19 protein-coding genes and 1 tRNA gene are annotated in these 20,250 nt (G+C 55.4%); 7 read left to right on the forward strand and 13 right to left on the reverse strand.

Annotated elements, in window-relative coordinates:
* Positions 1 to 12: 12 nt before the first annotated feature.
* Positions 13 to 1,035 carry an IS110 family RNA-guided transposase gene (locus MY069_RS11735; protein WP_482793971.1) on the reverse strand — a complete coding sequence of 341 codons (1,023 nt, stop codon included), beginning with the start codon at positions 1,033 to 1,035 and terminating at the stop codon, positions 13 to 15.
* 181 nt (positions 1,036 to 1,216) lie between these two features.
* Here MY069_RS11735 and MY069_RS11740 point away from each other — a divergent pair, with 181 nt between their 5' ends.
* Together MY069_RS11740 and MY069_RS11745 are read left to right on the forward strand one after the other, a co-directional pair.
* Complete coding sequence (locus tag MY069_RS11740; RefSeq protein WP_482793972.1) at positions 1,217 to 2,251, forward strand: IS110 family RNA-guided transposase; 1,035 nt, start codon at positions 1,217 to 1,219, stop codon at positions 2,249 to 2,251.
* 459 nt (positions 2,252 to 2,710) lie between these two features.
* A complete protein-coding gene (locus tag MY069_RS11745) occupies positions 2,711 to 3,565 on the forward strand; it encodes a zinc transporter ZntB (protein ID WP_482793973.1) in 855 nt (284 codons plus the stop codon).
* Between the two features lie 62 nt (positions 3,566 to 3,627).
* On the opposite strand, the gene MY069_RS11750 is transcribed toward MY069_RS11745, so the two are convergent.
* From MY069_RS11750 to MY069_RS11760, 3 genes are all read right to left on the reverse strand, one after another.
* Positions 3,628 to 3,759, reverse strand: coding sequence for a hypothetical protein (locus tag MY069_RS11750; RefSeq protein ID WP_482793974.1), 132 nt, complete (start codon positions 3,757 to 3,759; stop codon positions 3,628 to 3,630).
* 43 nt (positions 3,760 to 3,802) lie between these two features.
* Positions 3,803 to 4,309 (reverse strand): Dps family protein, encoded by a 507-nt coding sequence (locus MY069_RS11755; RefSeq protein WP_482793975.1) that lies wholly within the window; start codon positions 4,307 to 4,309, stop codon positions 3,803 to 3,805.
* 94 nt (positions 4,310 to 4,403) lie between these two features.
* Positions 4,404 to 4,904, reverse strand: a complete 501-nt coding sequence (locus tag MY069_RS11760) for a MarR family winged helix-turn-helix transcriptional regulator (RefSeq protein WP_482793976.1) — start codon at positions 4,902 to 4,904, stop codon at positions 4,404 to 4,406.
* 130 nt (positions 4,905 to 5,034) lie between these two features.
* On the opposite strand from MY069_RS11760, the gene MY069_RS11765 reads away from it, so the two are divergent.
* Positions 5,035 to 7,398, forward strand: coding sequence for a mechanosensitive ion channel family protein (locus MY069_RS11765; protein WP_482793977.1), 2,364 nt, complete (start codon positions 5,035 to 5,037; stop codon positions 7,396 to 7,398).
* A gap of 309 nt (positions 7,399 to 7,707) precedes the next feature.
* Positions 7,708 to 8,268: a phosphoribosyl-AMP cyclohydrolase gene (locus tag MY069_RS11770; protein ID WP_482793978.1), complete on the forward strand. Its 561-nt coding sequence runs from the start codon at positions 7,708 to 7,710 to the stop codon at positions 8,266 to 8,268.
* Positions 8,269 to 8,575: 307 nt separating this feature from the next.
* Here MY069_RS11770 and MY069_RS11775 read toward each other — a convergent pair whose 3' ends face one another.
* The 7 genes from MY069_RS11775 to hemC form a co-directional block, all read right to left on the reverse strand.
* Positions 8,576 to 9,685 carry a hypothetical protein gene (locus tag MY069_RS11775; RefSeq protein WP_482793979.1) on the reverse strand — a complete coding sequence of 370 codons (1,110 nt, stop codon included), beginning with the start codon at positions 9,683 to 9,685 and terminating at the stop codon, positions 8,576 to 8,578.
* A gap of 441 nt (positions 9,686 to 10,126) precedes the next feature.
* Entirely contained in the window at positions 10,127 to 10,954 is an 828-nt protein-coding gene (locus MY069_RS11780; protein WP_482793980.1) for a S1 family peptidase, read from the reverse strand.
* A 399-nt stretch (positions 10,955 to 11,353) separates the two neighbouring features.
* A tRNA-Thr gene (locus tag MY069_RS11785) sits at positions 11,354 to 11,429 on the reverse strand.
* A 78-nt stretch (positions 11,430 to 11,507) separates the two neighbouring features.
* A complete protein-coding gene (locus MY069_RS11790; RefSeq protein ID WP_482793981.1) occupies positions 11,508 to 12,932 on the reverse strand; it encodes a heme biosynthesis HemY N-terminal domain-containing protein in 1,425 nt (474 codons plus the stop codon).
* Entirely contained in the window at positions 12,929 to 14,065 is a 1,137-nt protein-coding gene (locus MY069_RS11795; protein WP_482793982.1) for a COG4223 family protein, read from the reverse strand. Before MY069_RS11795 ends, MY069_RS11790 begins: the two co-directional genes overlap by 4 nt.
* 48 nt (positions 14,066 to 14,113) lie before the next feature.
* Complete coding sequence (locus MY069_RS11800; RefSeq protein ID WP_482793983.1) at positions 14,114 to 14,845, reverse strand: uroporphyrinogen-III synthase; 732 nt, start codon at positions 14,843 to 14,845, stop codon at positions 14,114 to 14,116.
* A 9-nt stretch (positions 14,846 to 14,854) separates the two neighbouring features.
* The gene (hemC, locus tag MY069_RS11805; protein WP_482793984.1) at positions 14,855 to 15,802 is read right to left on the reverse strand and encodes a hydroxymethylbilane synthase; all 948 of its coding nucleotides are present in this window, start codon (positions 15,800 to 15,802) and stop codon (positions 14,855 to 14,857) included.
* A gap of 79 nt (positions 15,803 to 15,881) precedes the next feature.
* Between hemC and MY069_RS11810 the strand changes: the two genes are divergently transcribed.
* Together MY069_RS11810 and tsaD are read left to right on the forward strand one after the other, a co-directional pair.
* Positions 15,882 to 16,886 carry a glycoside hydrolase family 5 protein gene (locus tag MY069_RS11810; RefSeq protein WP_482793985.1) on the forward strand — a complete coding sequence of 335 codons (1,005 nt, stop codon included), beginning with the start codon at positions 15,882 to 15,884 and terminating at the stop codon, positions 16,884 to 16,886.
* A 49-nt stretch (positions 16,887 to 16,935) separates the two neighbouring features.
* The gene (gene tsaD, locus MY069_RS11815; RefSeq protein WP_482796704.1) at positions 16,936 to 18,021 is read left to right on the forward strand and encodes a tRNA (adenosine(37)-N6)-threonylcarbamoyltransferase complex transferase subunit TsaD; all 1,086 of its coding nucleotides are present in this window, start codon (positions 16,936 to 16,938) and stop codon (positions 18,019 to 18,021) included.
* 6 nt (positions 18,022 to 18,027) lie between these two features.
* Here the strand turns inward: tsaD and MY069_RS11820 are convergent, their stop codons facing one another.
* Both MY069_RS11820 and MY069_RS11825 read right to left on the reverse strand, forming a co-directional pair.
* Positions 18,028 to 18,462, reverse strand: coding sequence for an NtrZ family periplasmic regulatory protein (locus MY069_RS11820; RefSeq protein WP_482793986.1), 435 nt, complete (start codon positions 18,460 to 18,462; stop codon positions 18,028 to 18,030).
* A gap of 47 nt (positions 18,463 to 18,509) precedes the next feature.
* Positions 18,510 to 19,688, reverse strand: coding sequence for a porin (locus MY069_RS11825; protein ID WP_482793987.1), 1,179 nt, complete (start codon positions 19,686 to 19,688; stop codon positions 18,510 to 18,512).
* A 111-nt stretch (positions 19,689 to 19,799) separates the two neighbouring features.
* On the opposite strand from MY069_RS11825, the gene MY069_RS11830 reads away from it, so the two are divergent.
* Positions 19,800 to 20,228, forward strand: coding sequence for a DUF3576 domain-containing protein (locus tag MY069_RS11830; RefSeq protein ID WP_482793988.1), 429 nt, complete (start codon positions 19,800 to 19,802; stop codon positions 20,226 to 20,228).
* Positions 20,229 to 20,250: the final 22 nt, after the last annotated feature.

Here is a 20,250-nt window from a genome sequence, read left to right on the forward strand (position 1 = left end):
TGTCCTTCTCTCCTATGCGGTGACAGATGCTCGGTAGGGTTCACCGCGTGTCAGCACGGCCCAGATGATCCTTGCCGCCTTGTTCGCCATTGCGACCGTGGCGAGCCGAACTGGCTTTCGCTCCAGCAAAGAGACGAGCCAGGGGTCAACTCGATCTGGACGTGCGCGGGCTGCACGGACGCGCGATGTCATGCCAGCAACCAGCAAGGCGCGGAGATACCGATCACCCATTTTGGAGATCCGACCCAATCGTTCCTTTCCGCCGCTTGATCGATTGAGCGGCGTCAGGCCGAGCCAGGCCGCAAACTCACGCCCCGACTTAAACTGATGGGGTGATCCGACGGTCGCAACGATCGCTGACGCGGTGACTGGCCCTATGCCCGGAATGGTCTCTAACAGCTTCACCCGTTTGTCTGTGCGCGACGCGGCGAAGATCTCCGCCTCCAGGTCTTTGATCCGTGCATGCAGAAGCAAGAGTTGCTCGCACAAAGATAGGATGACCGTTTGCGCCGCAGACGGCAATGCTGGGCCATTGCCAGCCTGAAGGCCTTCAGCAAAATCTCGGATATGGTTCAGCCCTTTGCGAACAACATATCCAAACTCCCCGAGCAGACCGCGGATCATGTTTGAGAGCTGGGTGCGCTGTCCGATCAGCAGCTGACGCGCACGATGTTGGCTGAGTAGAGCCTGCTGGTCCGGAGACTTGATCGACACGAACCGCATCGTTGGCCGCGTGACGGCCTCACAGATCGCTTCAGCGTCCGCCGCGTCCGTCTTTCCGCGTTTGACATAGGGCTTCACATAGGCGGGCGGCATTAGCTTCACCTGATGGCCAAGCTTACTGATCTCGCGAGCCCAATGATGACTGGTGCTGCAAGCTTCCATGCCAACCAGGCACGGGTCCAGTTTTGCTAGGAACGGCAAGACTTGATGACGGCGAAGCGAGCGATTGAAGGCAACGCCCCCGTCTTCAGTCACGCCATGAACTTGAAAAATCGTCTTGGCCAGATCGATGCCGATTGTGATAACATGCATGTGGGTGGCTCCTCTTAGTTGCAGCACTCTGATGGTGACTGCGTATTATGGCGCATTGCGACGCCGGGAGCAGGAGCCATCCACCCCATCTGCTTTTGATGCTGTGGACGGCGTGTCCCACCCAGCTCTACTGAGCTGGTAATGTGAAGGTATCCACACCGCCAACATTAGGAGCACGCCTATGGATAAGAGTATCACAGTTATTGGCCTAGATTTAGCCAAGTCGGTTTTTCAGGTTCACGGTATCAACACGGAGGGTGAGGTTGTCGTTCGTCGCAAACTCAGCCGGTCGCGAGTCCTCGCCTTTTTCAATCAGTTGGAACCGTGTTTGGTCGGCATGGAAGCCTGCGCAACAGCGCACTATTGGGGCCGTGAGCTGAGCGCACTTGGGCATGAAGTGAAGCTGATGGCGCCCCAGTTTGTGAAGCCGTATCTCAAGAGCCAGAAGAACGATATGCGTGATGCGGAAGCGATCTGCGAAGCCGTCACCCGGCCAACGATGCGGTTCGTTCCTATCAAAACACCAGATCAACAGGCGCTCCTTGCCCTGCATGGTGTACGCGATCATTGGGTGCGTTTATCGACCCGGCTGATCAACACATTACGGGGCTACTTGGCTGAGTTCGGTATCGTCGCTTCCAGAGGGCGGATGGGCGTTGAAGCCATCCTCGACACGCTGGCTGACGATCAGGATGATCGCATCCCCGACCTGGCGCGGGAGTGCCTGCTGCCGCTCGCCAGCGAGCTCCGACACGTGAAGCGGCAAATCTTGGAAACGGATCGCAAGATCCTCAAGGCCCATAAAGCCAATGCCATCTGCCAGCGACTGGAAACGATACCCGGCGTCGGACCGGTCATCGCAACACGTGTGGTCGCTGAAGTACCCGATCCAAAGATCTTCAAATCCGGTCGCGCATTCTCCGCCTGGGTCGGGCTTGTGCCTAAACAGCATTCCAGTGGCGGGCGAGAGCGGCTCGGGAAGATCACCAAGAAGGGCAACCCGGAGCTGAGGCGCTTACTGGTTACTGGCGCGATGTCGATGATCATCCGAGCGAAACAGCTCGGCTTCACGAAGCATCCATGGCTTAGCCGTTTGCTCGAGCGTAAACCGATGATGGTGGTTGCGATCGCCATGGCCAACAAGATGGGCCGCATGATCTGGGCCCTGATGGTCAAAGGAGAGAAGTTCAATCCGGCAAAGCTAATGCCGGCATAAAGTCGCCGCGCTGAACAGGCGCAAACGAGATTGGTGAGAGCATAAGGAGGTCATGCAGACCCGTAGGTTCAACAAGTGAGGACAATCCACCTGCGAGCAAGCACCCTTGAGTGCGTGCTTTTGTAAGGAACCTCATCTTGCGGAACGCATGATGGCCAGCGGCGTCTGAATGCCGCTCGAATAGGCCGAACAGATGCCCGCTAACGGCCAACCTGCAGATGACCAACTAAAATCTCTTGCCAAGGGGCCGCCGTCCACAGATGCTCGCCAATCGGAATTCGAGTAACACCGGTCAACGCTTAAGCACAAAATAAAGAGGCGAGCTAATTGTCGGACACAGTGCAAGATCCACTTATCATAGGCTTTTCGGCGAATTCAGACGGCGATGTCAGATCGTTGCAATGGAACGATCTGACGGGTGAACTTGAGTCCGAAAATCGGGGTCGCTTATGGCTTCACATGGATCGTAAATCAGACGAAGCGAGGACTTGGCTGGAGAGTGTTAGCGGACTTGATCCACTCATTGTCGGTATCCTGTTTCAGGAAGACACCCGCCCGAGAGCGGCACGTTACGAAAACGGCATTTTGCTCAATTTGCGCGGCGCCAACCTCAATCCAGGCGCAGAGCCAACCGATATGATTTCCATTCGGATTTGGGCCACCGACGACCTCGTTATCACAACGCGGGCACACCCTATCCGGGCGATCGATGATCTCGCCGATCTATATCGAACCAATAAGCCACCTGAGACGCATGGTGATTTGGTGACGTTTATTGCGGATCGGCTCACGTTCCGACTGGAACCGATTGTCGCCAAGCTGGAAGAAGAAGCCGACGAGCTGGAAGAGGATTGGCTCGATCAGAACACGCCCGCCCCGAAACAGAAGCTTGCGCATTTCCGCCGATCGGCTCTTTCACTTCGGCGCTACATTGCCCCTCAAAAAGAGGCTCTGTCTTCGCTGGTGAGAGAGGGCGGAGCGTTTCTGAGCGACGAAGCCAAACTGCGATTGCGCGAGATCCAGGACATTACCACACGCCTCGCCGAGGATTTGGACCTCGCCCGAGAACGCGCTGTGGTCATTCAGGAACAGATTGTTGAGCAGCGCGCGGAAGCGATGAATCAACGCCTGTTCGTGCTGGCAATCATTTCAGCGGTTTTCTTGCCGCTTGGCTTCTTCACAGGTCTCTTTGGTGTGAATATTGGCGGTATGCCAGGCGTCGAAAGTCCGTATGCATTCGCGCTTTTCTGTGCTGCGCTCGTCGCGCTCACGGGCGGGTTGCTCTACCTTTTTCGAAAAGCGGATTGGCTATAGAAAAAGGGGCCAGCCCCCAAAAGGACTGGCCCCGACCGCCTCCCATGCGGCTCCCCCAGGTTTTACAGCAGTGCGATCCCGAAAATTGCGAGCATCGCGGCAGCTGCACTGGCCGTGGATACCCCTAGGACGAGGGGCATATTCTTCTTCGTTTTACCCTGACGGGCTTCGTTCTGTGTCAGTTCAATCGACATTGAGTTTGTCTCCTTATTCCAGTGTTCGGCCAAAAGTCGCGCTTTAAGAAGCGGCGAGCGCTTTCAGCATCCAGGCGGCCTCTTCGTGCTCGCCAATCCGCGCCGTCAGTAAGTCGGCTGTGTAAACGTCTTTCAGTTTTTCCGCCGCCTCGACGATGCCGCGCATCTCATCGGCGACCGTCAAATGGTCTTGCGCCAAGGTTTCGAGCATTTGTCCGACGGTTGGAAACTCGGGCTGATCCGGGATTTTGCTATCATTGATGTAGCCGGTCAAACCCATCGGGGCAGGTTCACCGAGTGTTCGAATACGCTCTGCGAGATCATCGATGCCTTTCGCCAAGTCCTTGTAATGGCGCTCTGTGAGCTCGTGCACGCTCAGAAACATCGGGCCTGTCACATTCCAGTGGAAGCCTTGGGTCTTGTGATAGAGGATGTAAGTCGATGCCAGCACTTTGCTGAGCATGCCGGCAATGGCGGTGCGATTTTCAGCTTTCACATCGGTGTCGATGTCTAGTGTTTCGTTGCGTGTCATTAGAACCGTATTGGTCATGAGGTGTTCCTTTCTTTCGTGTTGGCACTCGACGCGTAAAAACACGGAGCGCACGATGGTGATTGTGATGCTGCCAGCGTCCGGCGACGAAGATCTATGTTCGTGCGGTCGCAGCGGTGGTCAGGACCGGCGATGCATCAAGGTCATCGGCCCGCATCATCTGCGCAAGATCACTCACGGCAGAGACAATGTCATTACGGCGCGTCTTGGAGAGCGCTTCGAAAGCATCCGTAAAAGCTTCTTGGAGAAGCGGCGGCGCGGTATTTAGGGCCTTCTTTCCGTCACGCGTGAGTTTGGTATGCACGACGCGGCGGTCTCTTTGGCTGCGATACCGTTCGACCAAGCCTTTAGACTCAAGGCGATCGAGAATGGTGGTCACAGTTGGCTGACTAAGGCTGACATGGAGCGATAAAGCCCGCGTTGTCACTTCACCTAACTCATCGATAGACCGCAACACGACCAATTGGGGCGCAGACAAACCCGTTTCGCGCACGAGGCGCTTTGAATGAATGTCTACAGCGCGGATGATTTGCCGAATGGAAATCAAAACCCGATCGCTTTGTGACGTTTCGATAAGTGCGGCTGGTTCAGCCATTTATTGTTTAGACCTCTTTTCTTTCGTTCTCTAAACATTATAACTCTAACTGAAATTGTCAAGGGCGCGCTGGTATTTCCTTTAATCGCGGTTAGAGTCCACGACCGAAGCTGGGAGTTTTTAGCAAGATATGTATCGATGGTTTTTGGTGCTCCTCACAACACTGGTTTTTTGCACGAGCGCATTGGCGCAGGATGCAACGACTGCGACGGAACGCTTCAATACCCTTCAAACTGAAGTGGAAGGTGCGAAAGCCGATCTTGCCTCAGCGCCCGATACATCCGCCATCTCTGCAGCCCGCCTGACGCTCCAGGAAAATCGCGTTCAGTTAGAAGAGTTACAACGCAGCTTTCGCGCTTCGAAGTCGCAACTCGAGGTCGATTTAGGGGTGCTTGGGCCGTCACCCGAGAATGGAAGCGAGCCAGCTGCTGTCGCAGATCTCAGGCGGAACTATGCCGACCGGATCGCGGAATATGATCGACTTTCGGTTCTAGCCAGCGCGTTGAAACAACAAATCGACAGCCTTTTGGAAGAGTCTGCACAACAACTCACCGACGCGTTTCTCTCCAGAATTCTAGACCGTGCGCCGCCACCTTACTTACCAAGCGAACTCTCCACAGCGTCGACGGAGCTGACCCAATCCATCCAAAAGGGCCGTGTCTGGCTTACAGGTTCCGACGCCGCTGAAGCAAGTGAAGCGCGTTCTTCCCTGACGCTTGTATGGCTGCTGCTCGGCAGCGGGGTCATCCTGTTCCTGATCAATATCCCAATCAAAGACCGTGTCGCGAACCAGTTGTGGCGGCAACTGCCAAAACGCGAAATGACGCCTGCGGGGCCTCCCGCGATTGCGCTGACCCGAACATCGACACGGATTATACTCGCAGCGCTGAGCGTTTTTGCGGCGCACCGCCTCATACTCGAGACAGGCTTTGTCGGAGAGACGTATCGGGAGACCCTGAACCAAATTGCGCAGGCGGTCTTTGCCCTGCTCTGCGCGAACGCGATCTCTCGTGGCTTGTTCGCACCCGACAATGATCATTGGCGAACCTTCAAAATCTCGAACGAAACGGCCTCTGGTGCTCACCTAGCAGCCATTTCCGTGACGGCCCTGTTTGCGATCGACCAGATCCTCGTTGCGCTCATCGGCAGAGAAGAATTTGGAGCGCTTCTCAGACTGGAAACTCTGATCGCAGCAATCATCTTTGGGTTAGTAATGGTCTCGCTCTATCGCAGGCTTCATCGCATACAGCATGATACCAATCAGGCCTCTACGCTCGAAACGGCCGGGCCGGTTTCACAAAGAAGCGGTCTAGGGAAAACGATCGCTCAGCTGCTCTTGCTGCTGCCCGCAGCGATCATGGTCGTAGCAAGCCTGCTGGGCTATGCAGCGCTATCGCGATGGGTCTTTGAAAAAGCCGCTTATTTTGCGCTCTTCCTGGGCTATGCGTTCTTGCTCCGCAAATTCCTGGGCAGCTGGACGCTGTTGGCCGTCGAACGCATCACTTTCGGGAAGACTAGGAACGAAACACCTGCGGATGACATAATCGGGTTTTGGACCCGGCTCTCCGTCGACATTCTAGTGGCGCTAGCATCTCTGCCAGTGATCCTCGCCATATTTGGCATGGAATGGACGGAGATCCGGACCATGGCCTTGAACTTTATGTCCGGGTTCTCGATCGGCGCGATACAAGTTTCACCATCAAATCTAATTTATGGATTGCTCCTCGTCATAGCGATCCTGGTCCTGACGAGATTGGCACAGCGCGTTCTAGAGAATCGCATCCTTCCAATGACCCGCCTCAACCCGGGCATCCGGCATTCACTAAAAACACTGGTCGGCTATGTAGGACTGCTGATCGCCTTCTTTACCGGCGTCTCGGCGCTTGGCTTCAACCTCTCAAACCTCGCCATCATCGCGGGTGCATTGTCGGTCGGCATCGGCTTTGGATTACAGAGTATCGTCAATAACTTCGTCTCGGGGCTCATCCTTCTGTTTGAGCGTCCGATCAAAATCGACGATTGGGTGATCACTGCGTCGGGCGAAGGGCGCGTGAAGAAAATCAATGTTCGGTCGACCGAAATCGAGACGTTCGACCGCTGCTCCATCATCGTTCCGAACTCTGAACTGATTTCGTCTTCTGTTCAAAACTGGACCTACAAAGACGACACTGCGCGCGTCATCATCCCTGTCGGCGTGTCCTATGATTCAGACCCAGAACACGTGCGCGAGATCCTTCTCGAGTGTGCCGAAAACCATCCTCAAATTCTGATGGAACCTGAGCCGTTCGTTTACTTTGCTGATTTCGCTGACAGCTCACTTAACTTGCAGCTGCGGGTCTTCATCCGCGACGCGAACAATTCTCTGCTCGTTCGAAACGATATGCGGTTCAAAATCTTCACAGCCCTCAAGAAGGCCGGTATAGAAATTCCTTTCCCGCAACGCGATATTCACATACGTTCAGGCTCCGCCGCCCCGACTCAATCCGATACATAATCTGAAACCATCTCTTTTGCGCACGGTTTAGGCCGTGTGAAATTTTCAGATTGGCGAGACTAAGGTTGCGCTACGCGTTCCCCATGCAGTCCAATCGAGTTTAAAACTCTTGAAAAAGCCAACAGTTTGGAGCTTTAACATCAATAGCTTTTATCTATTTGAATCCACTAAATGTGAAGCCACTTGCTATCGCATGCGAGTGAGAGCGCCCCAATCGAAGTTCTGTTTTTGACATAGCATTGAATACGCTGGGTCACATTCTACTACCGATGCTTTCGCGCGCACCAGCCATAACAAAAGGAGCTAACTATGAAGATCTCATCAAAAGCGGTTTTTAGCGGTGTCGCAGGTCTGGCCATCGTTTCAGCGATGTCCCCGGCGATGGCAGATAGTGCGGAAGCAATTGAGTCTGGTATTACCAAAGCTGACATCATCGATGCACAAACTGAATGGGGTAAAGGTATTGTAGCTATCTCAAGCGTTCACGCGGCTGATGGCGACTACAAAAAGCGCGCCAAACAGCACATCGAGTCTCTGTACGCCTATGGCGACACATCCGTGATGTTCAAACCCACTCTTGCTGCAGATGATCAGTTCCGCGAAACTTTTGACGAGGCGCTGTCCTATTTCATCGGGACGGAGGGCACAGAGGACAGCGGGTTTGCGATCAAAGGTTGGACCAATGTCCGCTGGGAAAGCAACGGCATCTATACAGACGGTGATTCAGCTACCGCCATGGGTAATTACTACTTCACCGGGCCTGACGGAAACGAAACCAAAGTGGAATACACTTTCGGTTACGTCTTGGATGACGAGGGCGCTTTAAAAATTAATCTGCACCACTCATCCTTGCCGTATTCGGCAGGCTGATCACAAATTGCAGTTTTTAGAAAAGGGATGGCCATTCGGTCATCCTTTTTTAGTTGGTCAGAACCGCGACAACATTTGGTCGAAGCCAGACTTTTCGTTCGGTTGGTTTTAACTTAAACGCTTGCGCCAACGCATTGTTCGATTCTGTCTCAATGAGAGCGACTTACACCGCTAAGCTTATGTTTCTATCTGCCCTCATTTCGGACTATGCCAGAGTGAGTTATGGGACATGCTCAGGACGTTAAGCTAATGTCTGCACCCAGCGATGGAAGTATAGACGTGGTGCCTCAAACGTCACCGATACCAATTAACTTTTCAATGCCAGTTGCACTAAGTCTGTCGCACACGTTTCAAACGCTTCTACAATCGCTTCTTCGCTCAAACGCTCAACGCGGAAAGATGGATGCCCGTTTGTGTTGTCGGTGCTCAAGCCACCAACCGCGTTATGGATTTTCTGTAAGTAGCTTCTGCGAACTTCCTCGTTTCTGAAGGCTGGCCGAGATTTGATCCACCCAAAACTCGTCCCAAGGCGTCCGGTCGCCCCCAGAACGAACGGCCAGGTCGTTGTGCCATCTTCGGTCCTCCAGCGTGCGAGAATTGAGCCTTGTTGCTCTGAGACGCTGACTTCACCTCTCTGCTTCTTGACGAAGTTAATCCAAGCTTGTGTTCCTCGTAATGTTGCTTCGCCTTGCGGCGCAATGTTCCTCTTGACCCATTCCTCCAAACTGATCGGATCGAGAATCGGACGGCCCTTTTTTTGGGCGAGTCCCGTGCGCTCGGTCTCTCCGATAACTTTCGGCGCTAGTGTACGCCGACCGTCTTCTGCTTCAAAGTAAGTCAGCTCAACAGCCAGCACCGTACATTGCATCTGCTCGTTCAAGAACTCGATAATTCTGGCAAGTTCTTTTGGTATTACATCTGCAGCTACGATCAACCGGATCCGGCCAGCTGATAAATTCGCATCGACCTGCGCCCAAAAGTCCTCTGCATCTTCGCCATCGAGAAATTGAGACAACGTCACATCTGGATCTGTGCCATCCTTACTGGATTGGGTCGCGAACGACTCAGCGAGAGTACCCGATCGCCAATAGGCGACCCCGTTGGCTGCGTAGTCCATCAACTGACCGATAACCTCGCGACGAATTCTAGTATCGGTTGCTCGCTTTACTTCCACTAATACTGGTACAGCGCCACGACTTACAAACAGGTGATCGAGAGACCAACGAGCGGAACCTTCGAGGGTATCCGGTACCGACTGTTCCCGTTGAACCAGGAGCAAGGGTTCACCATCGCCGGATATAATCTCGGGGAAGCGTCCGATAAGTTCCTGCAGGCTGTCTTCGTCTGGTGGAGCGCTGGGCCTCATCGGCACCAATTGTCCATCTGCGGTTTCTGTGAAAATCGGGAGTCTGGTCATAATTATACTTATGCCCGAATTTCACGAGCGGGAAGCCTTATGCCATTCTTTCAGCCTGAGATTCTTCAGGTGAGCTATCGATGTAAATAGAGTTTGTAACTCGTAAAATAGGAGATTTGGTTCTCGTGCCTGTATTCGCCGTGGTGATTTTTTGGGGGAGGTCGGTTAATGGGTGGATTATCGGGTGGATGCAAATATCAAAATTATTGATAGTGAATTGAAGTTATTGAATAAAAATACTAAAAATGGTGCCGCGTAGGTGACTTGAACACCCGACCTCCGCATTACGAATGCTGTCGCGTAGTCGGTAATGCCTTGAATTTGTTGAATATTTTACGTATAAAATTCATTGGACGAGAATTGGACCAGAAGAATTTCTCTAAATGTCTGACTTTATTGGAAAAATTTTCCAAGCATCGAGTGATCGAGTGTCTTGGAACATCATCTGTTTTGGTCGAGCAATCGGATCAGCGTGTTTGACGAACAATAATAACTCAGGCCGGAGTGCTTTCCTTCGGCGCGATCATCACTGCTCCGCAAATGGCCGCACAACATTCCGACAATTTGGGTTGGTCTAAATATCTCTGTCGCGATCAGTCGACCAGGTTTCTTTTCGATTCCATACTCCGGGACGATCACCGGGCCTCCCGAAAATCCGTTCAAAGCATAGCAATCCAGGTATCCGTAGTCAGATCCAATTGCTCCATTCACAGATGTTGTCAGAGCGGGGATCGTCGCCAAAATGCCTTGCCTGATGACAGGCATCCTTTCGTGGCGTCCGGAAGCCATTTTTTGCCCGGGCGGTGCGGTTTTTGGGTAACCGATGATGTAAGCAGGCGTCGAAGCTGAGTACTGAGCAATTTGTGATTGGTTGGCTAACGCCGCATACTCAAAGTGAGTGAGTTCAAATCCATTTTTGAAGCTTATGTTCGCTTTCGGCACCTTGATCGCGCAAACATCATGATCGCGATCGTCGAACAACAGCTGCGGGTTTGGGACTCCCAATTCATATGGCTGATAATTTAGCATTGATCCTGCTTGTTTATGGATGCGAATTCGAACGTGGCATTCCGTGATAATGGCGTTTCGATATCCATCATTCTGAGGGCGATACTTAGGGTCCAATACGTGCCGCGCGGTGCATATATATAAGCTGTCAGCATCTCCAACAATAAAACCTGAACCTATAGAAGTTGAATTATCGTCGAATTTGGCGTCCAGCTCAACGCACGCCAGATATTCGATGTGGGTCAACTCTCGATACAACATATTGGGGTCACTTTAATTATGAAAACGGCACTTTTGCGCGCCCAACCTACGAAGATTCTCCAATAGTGTAGATAAACGAAATTTGCTGCGATGCCTGTACTGCGAATCTGCTAGCCGATTGGAGTTACAAACTCGAATTGAGTCGAAGTCACCGCTCCCTCGCACGAGGGGAGGTTTTTCGAATCACGCCTGGTTTGAGGTGAAGCTTTTCGCGATGAAAAAATTTCCAATAAAAACAAAGCGCATTGATGCGCCCAAAAATCAGAAATCGTCCTGATTGGACGAATATTGGACCAATCTCCATGCGTATTTTTGCGCCTATGTGTGCCTCTATGCGCCGAAAGGTAAAATCTGCCTCAGAACATGAACGACTAATGCGTTGTTTTTATTGAATTATGATGGTGCCGCGTAGGTGACTTGAACACCCGACCTCCGCATTACGAATGCGATGCTCTACCAGCTGAGCTAACGCGGCTTACCAATTCCAGGAGCGCTCAATTACCGCTCGGCGCGGGGCTTCGCAAGTGAAACCTTCACGCTTGGCAGGCGGATTTTAGTCTTCAGGAACGTAATCGAGCGGCGGGGTGACGACATCGGTGCGCGGGGCTTTCACCGTGTCCTGCTTGGCGCCGGGTGCGGGCAGAGCGACCGGGCGGCCTGCTTCGAGTTCTCGTTCCGAAGTTTCGTAGCGCGGGTGGATCAAGGTGCCTGCGTCGCCAAACGCGTAGACCATCCGGGCCCAGTCGCGATTGGCGTATTGGAAGGCGCCGCCGCGCGGGTCAATATCAGACCATTCTGGTTCGCGGGCGGCAGTGACGGCCATCCGGCCCCAGCGTTCAGCTTCGGTCAGGTCGCCATAACCGCGCAAAGCCTTTTCGAGCAGGAGGCACAGCCGGGCGGTCGGTTTCTCTTCTACCAGTAGCGCCAGCGCTTTCACGGCGCTGAGCCAGCTGCGCGATTGCATAGCGAGTTCTGCGCCGAGGATCCGGCTTTCGCGATGGTCGGGATTGGCCGCGATCAGGTTTTTCAGGCGGCCTTCAATCGCGCTATGGCTGGCATTATCTTCCAGCCGGCGGGCGAGTTGTGAGAGGGCGGGGTGCGGCCGGGCTTTCCAGCCAAGCTCCAGCACGCCTTGCGCTGCTTTGATCTTGCCATCGATCATTAGTTGCCGCGCGCCATGCCAAGCCGCGGGCGGAAAAGAGGGGGCAGAACGGATGGCTTCGGCGAGCAGGCGCTGGGCTTCTTTGCGCTCATTATGCTGCAGGGCCGCGGCGCGGGCGGTGTACAAGACAGCGCGGCGCCGGCGCAAACTGTCGCCGCTAATCTGACCGCGTTTCTCACCAGTGCTGAGGGTTTGCAGCGCGGCGTCCCAATTGCCTTCAGCCACTTGGCTATCGAACAGCGAGTTGAACGGCCAATCGGCGCCGGATTTTAACTCCAAAGCTTCGCGAGCGCGGGCAACGGCAGAGACCGCATCGCCGCGTGCGCTGGCCGCAGAGGCGGCACCGCGCAGGCCTGCAAGTTGGCCACCGGGGAGGCGGGTCAGTTGCCCCCAAGCGCGCTCGGCGCCAGACCAATCATCGGAAATCTCTGCCGCGCGGGCTTCGAGGAGCAGTTTTAACCGGTCATCTTCGGCATATTGGGCAGCCTTTTTTGAGAGCTTTTTCGCAAGCTCTGCATCGCCGGCTTCAGCGGCTAGAAGGCCATCAGCGAGGGCTCTGTTCGCCGCTTTGATCTTTGAGGCCCGGCGAGATTTGCTAAACCGGCTCGGCAAGGTCACCAGCCCCGTCACAATCGACCAAGACAGCGCCAGGGCGGCGCCGATTAGCAAGATGGCGAGTAGTGCCCAGACGAGCTCGAATTCGTACAGCGTGCCATTACCAAGATCCAAGGTCAGCCCGCCCGGCAGGCGCGAGGCCCAGAGAACAAAGATCCCTGCCAGGACGATCAGGACGATGATCAAGAACAAGATGATCATGGGCGTTCTTCCGCAATCATAGTCAGCCGAAGAGCCTCTAAAGTCTCTTCCAGAATTAGTCGGTTCTCCGCATTATCCAGCCAATCTGTGAAGACAGGCTGAAGATTGGTATCGAGCGCGCGGACCGATTGGATCGCATTGCTTAAATCGCCGACTTGTAAGGCCGCCGCCGCCGCATCGAGCCGGTCATTTGTCGTGACTTCCCCGGTTTGGCGAATTTGGATGCCATCGCCAAATAGGTCGCGCATCCAGCCGCTGGCCCCGCCCTCGGCTTGTGCGTCGCGGTCTAAGGCTTCGCGTCTTAGCGCCGGAAAGGCGGCACGGAGGTCTGCAACGGTTGGGACAGTTTCGGGCGCGATGGTGGCCAATCGCTCGACCGCTTGATTGGCGGGCATTGCCGCGGCGAGTTTTTGCTGCGCCGTCAGAAAAGGCCGCCCGCGTCGCGCCGCCGCTTCGATGGCCGAAAGGGCCAAAGCCGCTTCCGTGCGGGCATTGGAACTATTCGCGGCGGTCAGAGATTCCGTTTCAGCTTGGGTTTCCAAGTCCGCAATCCGGGCTTTCAGGCCTTCCAAACTGGTCTCATAAGTGCCGAGCTGGGACACAAGCGCGTCTTCGAGCGCGGCCACCCGAGATTCAATGGCTGAGAGGTCTGGGTTGTTTTCGCTTTCTGGAGCCGCGTCATCCGTCTCTGCGAGGCTGGCGATCCGAGCGCGCTGCAGCGTCGCAATATCAGCTTGCAAAGTCTCAAGCTCGCGGCGGAGGGTACGAATGTCCGTCACTGCGCGAGTGCGATCGGCTTGCAAACTATCAGCGCGTGATTTCAGCGCGGCAATCTCGCCTGTATTCGTTGTCATCGCGCTGGCCGCTGTTTCATCCGCGGATTTCAGTTCGGTGAGCTCGGCTTGCAGCGTATTGAGCGGTTTCGCCCCTGGCTTGAAGCCTGGCACTAATCCGGCAAGCGCGGCGGACAAGCACAAGGCTATGACTGATATCAGGCCGAGAAGACCAAACGCCATCCAACCTGGGCCGGAGCGAGACGGGCGCCGTTTGGCATCGCTCGGGGCAGCCGGCTCAAACTCGGCATCGATTGGGGCTTCATCCCTGGATGACGGGGGCAGGGATGGATCGGTCATGTTTGGCGCTCCAATGCGAGTATTTTCAAAAGCCTATATCGAGTTGCTTCACGCCGAAAGTGTGGCGAGGGCGGTCTCGAGTGCGGCAAACAAACCATCCTCATTCGGGATGTCTGCTTTATAGATGGCGCTCAGATTTAACGGTTCAAGCGGCGCGCTGGCGCGATCCGATATCGCGACCCCAACCCAATTCGAAAGCGAACCAGGAGCGACCGCGGCGGCAAACGCGCTGGCGCCTTTTTCGGAGTGGACCAGCACAAAGGCGGGTTCGTTTTGTGTCACCAGACGCTGGACCGGCCCGGGCAGGTTGGTTGCGGGCCGCATCTCATAGAGCGGGACAAACACCATCGGAAATCCCAAGGATTCAAGGATCGCTTTCAACGTCCCGGCCGCGGCGATATTGGCGATGTGGAGCAGCGGTTTTTTCGGGGTTGGAGCGTTCTTGGTGATGAAGCGGGCGAGGTCCATGGCATTTCCCGCCGATTCCAGAACGGTTTCAAATCCTGCTTCACCTGCAGCTGCGGCGGTCGCGGGCCCAACGCACCAAGCGGGTAGATGTCGGTCGCCACGCCGATCTGCATAGGTGCGCACGCCATTCGCGCTGGTGAACACCAGTCCCGAGATCTCCTCGGGCGGGGGCAGGGGCGTGTCGGGCAGTGCGCGGAGTGACAGCATGGGCGCAAGGATCGGTGTCCGTCCCGCAGCCCGTAATCTTGCCGCGGTTTCGCTCGCGCCAGGCTCTGCGCGCGTCACTAGGATTGGAAAATCAGCGAGGCTCATGCGCGAAGCCTAGTCTTCAAAGACCGGGAGGTCACCGCCAGCTTGATCTCTAATATTCTGCCCAAGCTGGGTGCCAAGCGCTGCAAGATCTTCTTTGGAGGCAGATAAAAGCGCGGATGCGCGGGCGCTCCATTTGCTCTGGCCGTCAGGGGCAAGAACTTCGCCAATCAAATGCCAGGTGCCATCACGATTGATGAGTTGCGCGGCCATCGCTGTGCGGCACGACCCATCGAGTTCGGCCAGGAAAGCCCGCTCAGCGGTTGCCATGGCGCGGGTGGCGGGATGGTCGATTGTATCGAGCGCTGTCTGAAGCTCAGGCGAGAGATGATCGCGCCGAGCCGCGACGGCGATAATGCCTTGTCCAGCGGCGGGAAGAAGGTCGCCGATCGGTACCGGATTTGCGAGATGGTTTAGGCCTAAGCGCTCGAGCCCCGCCATCGCCAAGAAAGTGGCATCCGCCTCGCCGCGTTCTAGTTTCTCGATCCGGGTTTCGACGCGTCCGCGAAACGGCACAATTTTCAAGTCGGGGCGCAAAGCCAGAGCTTGCGCTTCGCGTCGCAAGCTGGCGGTGCCAAGCACCGCGCCCTGCGGCAAGTCCTGCAGTCTCATGATGCCATTGCTGGTTAAAAACCCGTCCCGCGGGTCGGCCCGTTCGGGAAAGGCGATCAGGTCCTGGCCGGGCGGTAGAATGCTTGGCACATCCTTGAGGCTATGCACGCCAATATCGACCTCGCCTTGATCAACCGCGTGATCGATCTCGCGCGTGAACAGGCCTTTACCGCCCGAATTGATCAGCCGCTCTGTGGTGAGCTGATCGCCCTTGGTGCTGAAGGTGACAATCTCGCCAACCAGCGCGCCATCTGAAGCCCGGCTGAGTTCCTGAGCAATCAGTTCAGCTTGATAAAGAGCGAGCGGTGAGCCGCGTGTCCCAATACGAACGGGTTGAGCGCTGGTCATTCTGGTTCCATTCTTGCGATGGGAATCAGCTAAGGATGAACGTGTATCGGTGCAAGCCAAAGCGAACAGGAACCTCGAGATGCGCTATTTTGTAGCTGGAATGGTCTTATTGCTGGCCGCGTGCGGACCGGCGCCGGTTGAGCCTTTGACCCGTGATACGTCCTTGCCGATCTCAGCCGCACCGATTTCGAGATGTATGAATGTCGGCAGCGCGCTTGAGGCGCCGAATGAAGGCGAGTGGGGCTACACCGTTCGCCAAGAAGATTTAGAGCGGATCAAAACTGCCGGGTTTGATACGATCCGACTTCCGGTAAAGTGGTCGGCTCATACCAGCCTGGATGCGCCATATGAAATTGAGCCCGACTTCTTGGCGCGGGTTGATGAGATCCTCGGTTGGGCAGAGGCGCTGGATCTGAATGTGGTCGTGAACGTCCATCACTATGATGAGCTCAATCAAGATCCCGACACCCATATCCCGCGGCTCGAAGCGATATGGGACCGGCTTGCGACCCATTATGTCGGCGCACCAAGCTCGCTCATTTTTGAGACGATCAACGAGCCGCATACGAATATGACAACTCCGCTGACTGATGCGCTGAACCAGCGCTTGCTGGCGCGAATCCGGCTCGATCATCCTGATCGTTGGGTGATCCTGGGCACGGCATTTTGGGGTAGTTTGGACGCGCTTGAAGAGTCGCGCCCTGCTTATGACCCGAAGGTGATGCTGACTTATCATGAATATTCCCCTTTCGATTTTACCCATCAGGGCGCACCTTGGGCGGATGCTCCGAAGACGGATGTCCGCTGGGGCACGCGTGAGGATGTGACTGAAATGATGGCCGAATTGGATGAGGCGGTTGCCATTCAAGAGCGCTTGCGGATGCCGATTTTTGTCGGCGAGTTTGGTGTCTATGAAGGGGTTCCGATTGAGCATCGCGCGCGCTGGACGCAGGCGCTTCGGCAGGGATTTGACGCCCGCAGTCTGGCTTGGTGCTATTGGGATTTCGCTGGGTCTTTGAAGGCTTATGATGTCGACCGGGAAGCTTGGTTGCCGGAACTCAAAGCGGCGCTGCTGGACGAATAAGGTTCCAACAGCGGACTGATCCGCCTATATCGCCGCGATGAGCCATCCTATCAGTATCCTCGGAATCGAAACCAGCTGCGACGAAACCGCGGCAGCAGTTTTGCGGCGTGAGCCGGATGGCGAGGTCGTGATCCTATCTGAAATCGTGCACAGCCAAATCGATGAGCATGCACCTTATGGCGGGGTTGTGCCGGAGATCGCGGCGCGCGCGCATGCCGATATTGCCGATAAAGTGGTGGCAAAAGCACTCACCGACAGCGGAATATCGCTTGCTGAACTCGACGGAATTGCCGCCACCAGTGGCCCGGGCCTGATTGGCGGGGTCATGGTCGGCATGATGACTGGAAAAGCGATGGCGCTGGCGGCTGATAAGCCCTTCATTCCGATCAATCACTTAGAAGGCCACGCTTTGTCGCCCCGCTTGGCTGATTCTTGTCCGTTTCCATATTTGCTTCTCTTGGTCAGTGGCGGTCATTGCCAGTTTATTGCGGTGACCGGGCTCGGCACCTATGAGCGACTGGGGTCGACGATCGATGACGCGGCGGGCGAAGCCTTTGACAAACTGGCAAAAACGCTCGGAATTGGCTTCCCAGGTGGTCCTGCTGTTGAGCGCCTCGCTGCGCAGGGCGATAGCGCGCGATTTGCACTGCCGCGTCCGCTACTGAACCGTCCGGGATTAGATATGAGCTTTGCAGGTTTGAAGACGGCGGCTGCGCGGGTGGTTGAGGCCGAAGACTTGGATGCACAAGGGCAGTCAGACCTCTGCGCGTCTTTCCAATTGGCTATCGCGGATTGCTTGGCTGAAAAAACCCGCCGGGCGCTTGATGTGTTTAAAGCCGGACAATCTAGTGAAACGCGTTTGGTGGTGGCGGGTGGTGTTGCCGCCAATCAGACGATTAGATCGGCTTTGGATGAGGTGGCGCAGGCGGCAGGCGCGCGCCTCATTGCACCGCCGCTCCGGCATTGTACGGATAATGCGGCGATGATCGCGCTTGCGGGCGCTGAGCGATTGGCGGCTGGATTGGTCCAAGATGACGGTCTGGCATTTGCGGCTAGGCCGCGCTGGCCTCTGGATGAAGCGCGCGCAAAAGCAGACCCGGCCTATGGCGGGGGCAAACGCGGCGCGAAAGCCTGACTTTATTTAAAACTTAAAGGCTGAACGAAGACGGATGCCGGCTTCGATCTCTTGATCTTCCCAGCGATTAGCATCGTCGAGCTCTTCAGCTCCAATGCTCAAATCAGCACCAACAGTAATTCGCGGCGTGATGCGGAATTCCGCTTCCGCCAACATCTCTTCGCGCGGCAGTGGGGAATCCCCTTCCCGAGACGTTAGGTCGAGGCTGAGGCTCCAACGGTCGCCATTGATCCACGCGAGGTTAAAGGTCTGCGAAGGACGATCCTGCCAAATCGGAGCATTGAAATCAGTATTTCCGAAATTGAAGGATTGGAACCAATCAGGCTGCGCAACATCTGTTTCGGAAATCGTCGGCGCTGGCATTTCAGGCACGTCTTGCTGGGCCATCGCCGGAAGGGCGAAGCCGCAAATCGTTCCAAGAGATACCATTAGGTAGCGCATAAAATACTCCTGGGTGACAGATAGCAGCGAGATTGATTAATAGAACCTTAATTTCCAGTCACTTGAACAATTTCTTGTGAGAGTGTGATTTCGACAACAACACCGGTTGCACTCCATTCTTGCAAGGGTGACCGGAGGTTGTCATGCAAATATGCGACGGCGATGCGGGCATCACGGCCAAAATCGCGCCCTGCTGAGAGGCGCCAGCCATGCGTACTGAGTTGCGCATTATCGTCTTCAGATTCGCCATATTCTGCTGAAAAATCAATATCATAAGCCTCCTTGAAAAGGCCCGCAGTCCAACTCTTATAGTCGCCGTTTGCGAGACCGTTCTCGGAATTCAACCACGACGCCCCAACCGTCCAATCCCCTTTCTCAATCCGCGTTCCCGCCGACCAAGTTTGCATGTCTTGGTAAACAGGGGTGAGACCTTGAGTAGACACATCTGCTGTCGACCAAGCCGCACCGACATCGACTCGCCAGCCTGATTCGCGGAACCGTCTTGTGCCATTCAAGGCGAGTTCGACAGCGTTTTGTGTGTCTGGAGCGATGCCGCCGGTTCCAGCTGCGGGGCGCCGATCAAGACCGTCAGCATCCGCTTCTGGCGTGAAGCTCACCCCGGCGCGGATCCCGATCAGACGCGGGCTTGCATACGAGACTTTTAAGCTAGGCCCCGTGAGGTCATGCCGTGTGCGCACGGTTGTAAGACCAGTTGGATCAAGCAATGTGCTGTCCAAACGCGCATGCGTAAGCGCAGATTTTGGACCTTCAAAGAATCTCGCAGCCACGCCGCGGTCTTTGCCGACACGGAGTTCGCCATAGCCGCCATCTATCTGCAAATAGGCGGTTTCGAGGCGACCGCGCGTGTCGCCATCCTCAAGGGTGGGCCCTGCTGACAGGCCGGAAAAAGCGCCCACTGGGGTACCCTCATTTTGCCCGAAGCCGCCAATACCGCCGGGCCGATTTGCGTGATCTGTTTGCAATCGCCAGGCGCCGCGCGCCCTGATGCGGACGCCGTTTTCGAGCACTGTTTCGACGTTGCCAATCAGCGACAGCTCGCCCAGCACCGCTTCACCATCTTGCCCTGAATCGACATCCAAGTGCGGCGAAACCAGCGTTGTGCTCTCGACCTCTAGCTGAGCTTCAATCGGCTGAGGCCCGTCAGCTAAAGCCATCGGCACGAGCAAAACCGGCGCCGCGAAGGGGACGAATGTTTGCTTCCACATGAGTGTCTTCCTTCTCCGCTTCGCAGTACAGCAAATGGGCACTGGTAGGCTCTGTATCAGGTGCTATAGAGACTGTTAATCAACAAGGTCTTGCCAACGGGAAATGACGATATGAAGGCAGTTTCATCGCTCATCGCAGCAACGTTCGGTGCGCTCGCGCTATCTGGTTGCGTCTTCGGTGGCAGCGACAGAACAGAAGCAGCAGTGGTCGAAGAGATTGCTGGAGGGTCCAATCCGTATTTGTGGCGCGCCAGCCTCGATACGCTGCAAGCGCTTCCACTCGTCAGCGCAGATCCGTTTGGTGGAACAATCATCTATGATTGGCACTCTTTCGAAGATGCCGCTGATGAGCGCATCAAAGCGACGGTCTATATTCTCGACTCACGTCTGCGCGCCGATGGTGTCAAAGTCAGCGTGTTTCGGCAGGTCAATGAAGATGGCACCTGGACCGATGCAGCGGTCGATCTCGAAACCGGGATTCAGCTAGAGAACGCGATCCTCGTACGGGCGCGAAATCTCAAAGCTTCCGAACTCGACTAATTAAAACATTGATGGGGGAGGC

Source organism: Hyphomonas sp. ske169, from assembly GCF_056850855.1.

What these genes read in the sequence shown, in the direction of transcription:
- hemC (WP_482793984.1), bottom strand. Translation starts at nt 15,802, where the DNA reads ATGACCAGCGCTCAACCCGTTCGTATTGGGACACGCGGCTCACCGCTC.
- MY069_RS11755 (WP_482793975.1), bottom strand. Translation starts at nt 4,309, where the DNA reads ATGACCAATACGGTTCTAATGACACGCAACGAAACACTAGACATCGAC.
- MY069_RS11830 (WP_482793988.1), top strand. Translation starts at nt 19,800, where the DNA reads ATGAAGGCAGTTTCATCGCTCATCGCAGCAACGTTCGGTGCGCTCGCG.
- MY069_RS11775 (WP_482793979.1), bottom strand. Translation starts at nt 9,685, where the DNA reads ATGACCAGACTCCCGATTTTCACAGAAACCGCAGATGGACAATTGGTG.
- MY069_RS11750 (WP_482793974.1), bottom strand. Translation starts at nt 3,759, where the DNA reads ATGTCGATTGAACTGACACAGAACGAAGCCCGTCAGGGTAAAACGAAG.
- MY069_RS11760 (WP_482793976.1), bottom strand. Translation starts at nt 4,904, where the DNA reads ATGGCTGAACCAGCCGCACTTATCGAAACGTCACAAAGCGATCGGGTT.
- MY069_RS11810 (WP_482793985.1), top strand. Translation starts at nt 15,882, where the DNA reads ATGCGCTATTTTGTAGCTGGAATGGTCTTATTGCTGGCCGCGTGCGGA.
- MY069_RS11765 (WP_482793977.1), top strand. Translation starts at nt 5,035, where the DNA reads ATGTATCGATGGTTTTTGGTGCTCCTCACAACACTGGTTTTTTGCACG.
- MY069_RS11780 (WP_482793980.1), bottom strand. Translation starts at nt 10,954, where the DNA reads ATGTTGTATCGAGAGTTGACCCACATCGAATATCTGGCGTGCGTTGAG.
- MY069_RS11795 (WP_482793982.1), bottom strand. Translation starts at nt 14,065, where the DNA reads ATGACCGATCCATCCCTGCCCCCGTCATCCAGGGATGAAGCCCCAATC.
- MY069_RS11770 (WP_482793978.1), top strand. Translation starts at nt 7,708, where the DNA reads ATGAAGATCTCATCAAAAGCGGTTTTTAGCGGTGTCGCAGGTCTGGCC.
- MY069_RS11790 (WP_482793981.1), bottom strand. Translation starts at nt 12,932, where the DNA reads ATGATCATCTTGTTCTTGATCATCGTCCTGATCGTCCTGGCAGGGATC.
- MY069_RS11825 (WP_482793987.1), bottom strand. Translation starts at nt 19,688, where the DNA reads ATGTGGAAGCAAACATTCGTCCCCTTCGCGGCGCCGGTTTTGCTCGTG.
- MY069_RS11735 (WP_482793971.1), bottom strand. Translation starts at nt 1,035, where the DNA reads ATGCATGTTATCACAATCGGCATCGATCTGGCCAAGACGATTTTTCAA.
- MY069_RS11800 (WP_482793983.1), bottom strand. Translation starts at nt 14,845, where the DNA reads ATGAGCCTCGCTGATTTTCCAATCCTAGTGACGCGCGCAGAGCCTGGC.
- MY069_RS11745 (WP_482793973.1), top strand. Translation starts at nt 2,711, where the DNA reads ATGGATCGTAAATCAGACGAAGCGAGGACTTGGCTGGAGAGTGTTAGC.
- MY069_RS11740 (WP_482793972.1), top strand. Translation starts at nt 1,217, where the DNA reads ATGGATAAGAGTATCACAGTTATTGGCCTAGATTTAGCCAAGTCGGTT.
- MY069_RS11820 (WP_482793986.1), bottom strand. Translation starts at nt 18,462, where the DNA reads ATGCGCTACCTAATGGTATCTCTTGGAACGATTTGCGGCTTCGCCCTT.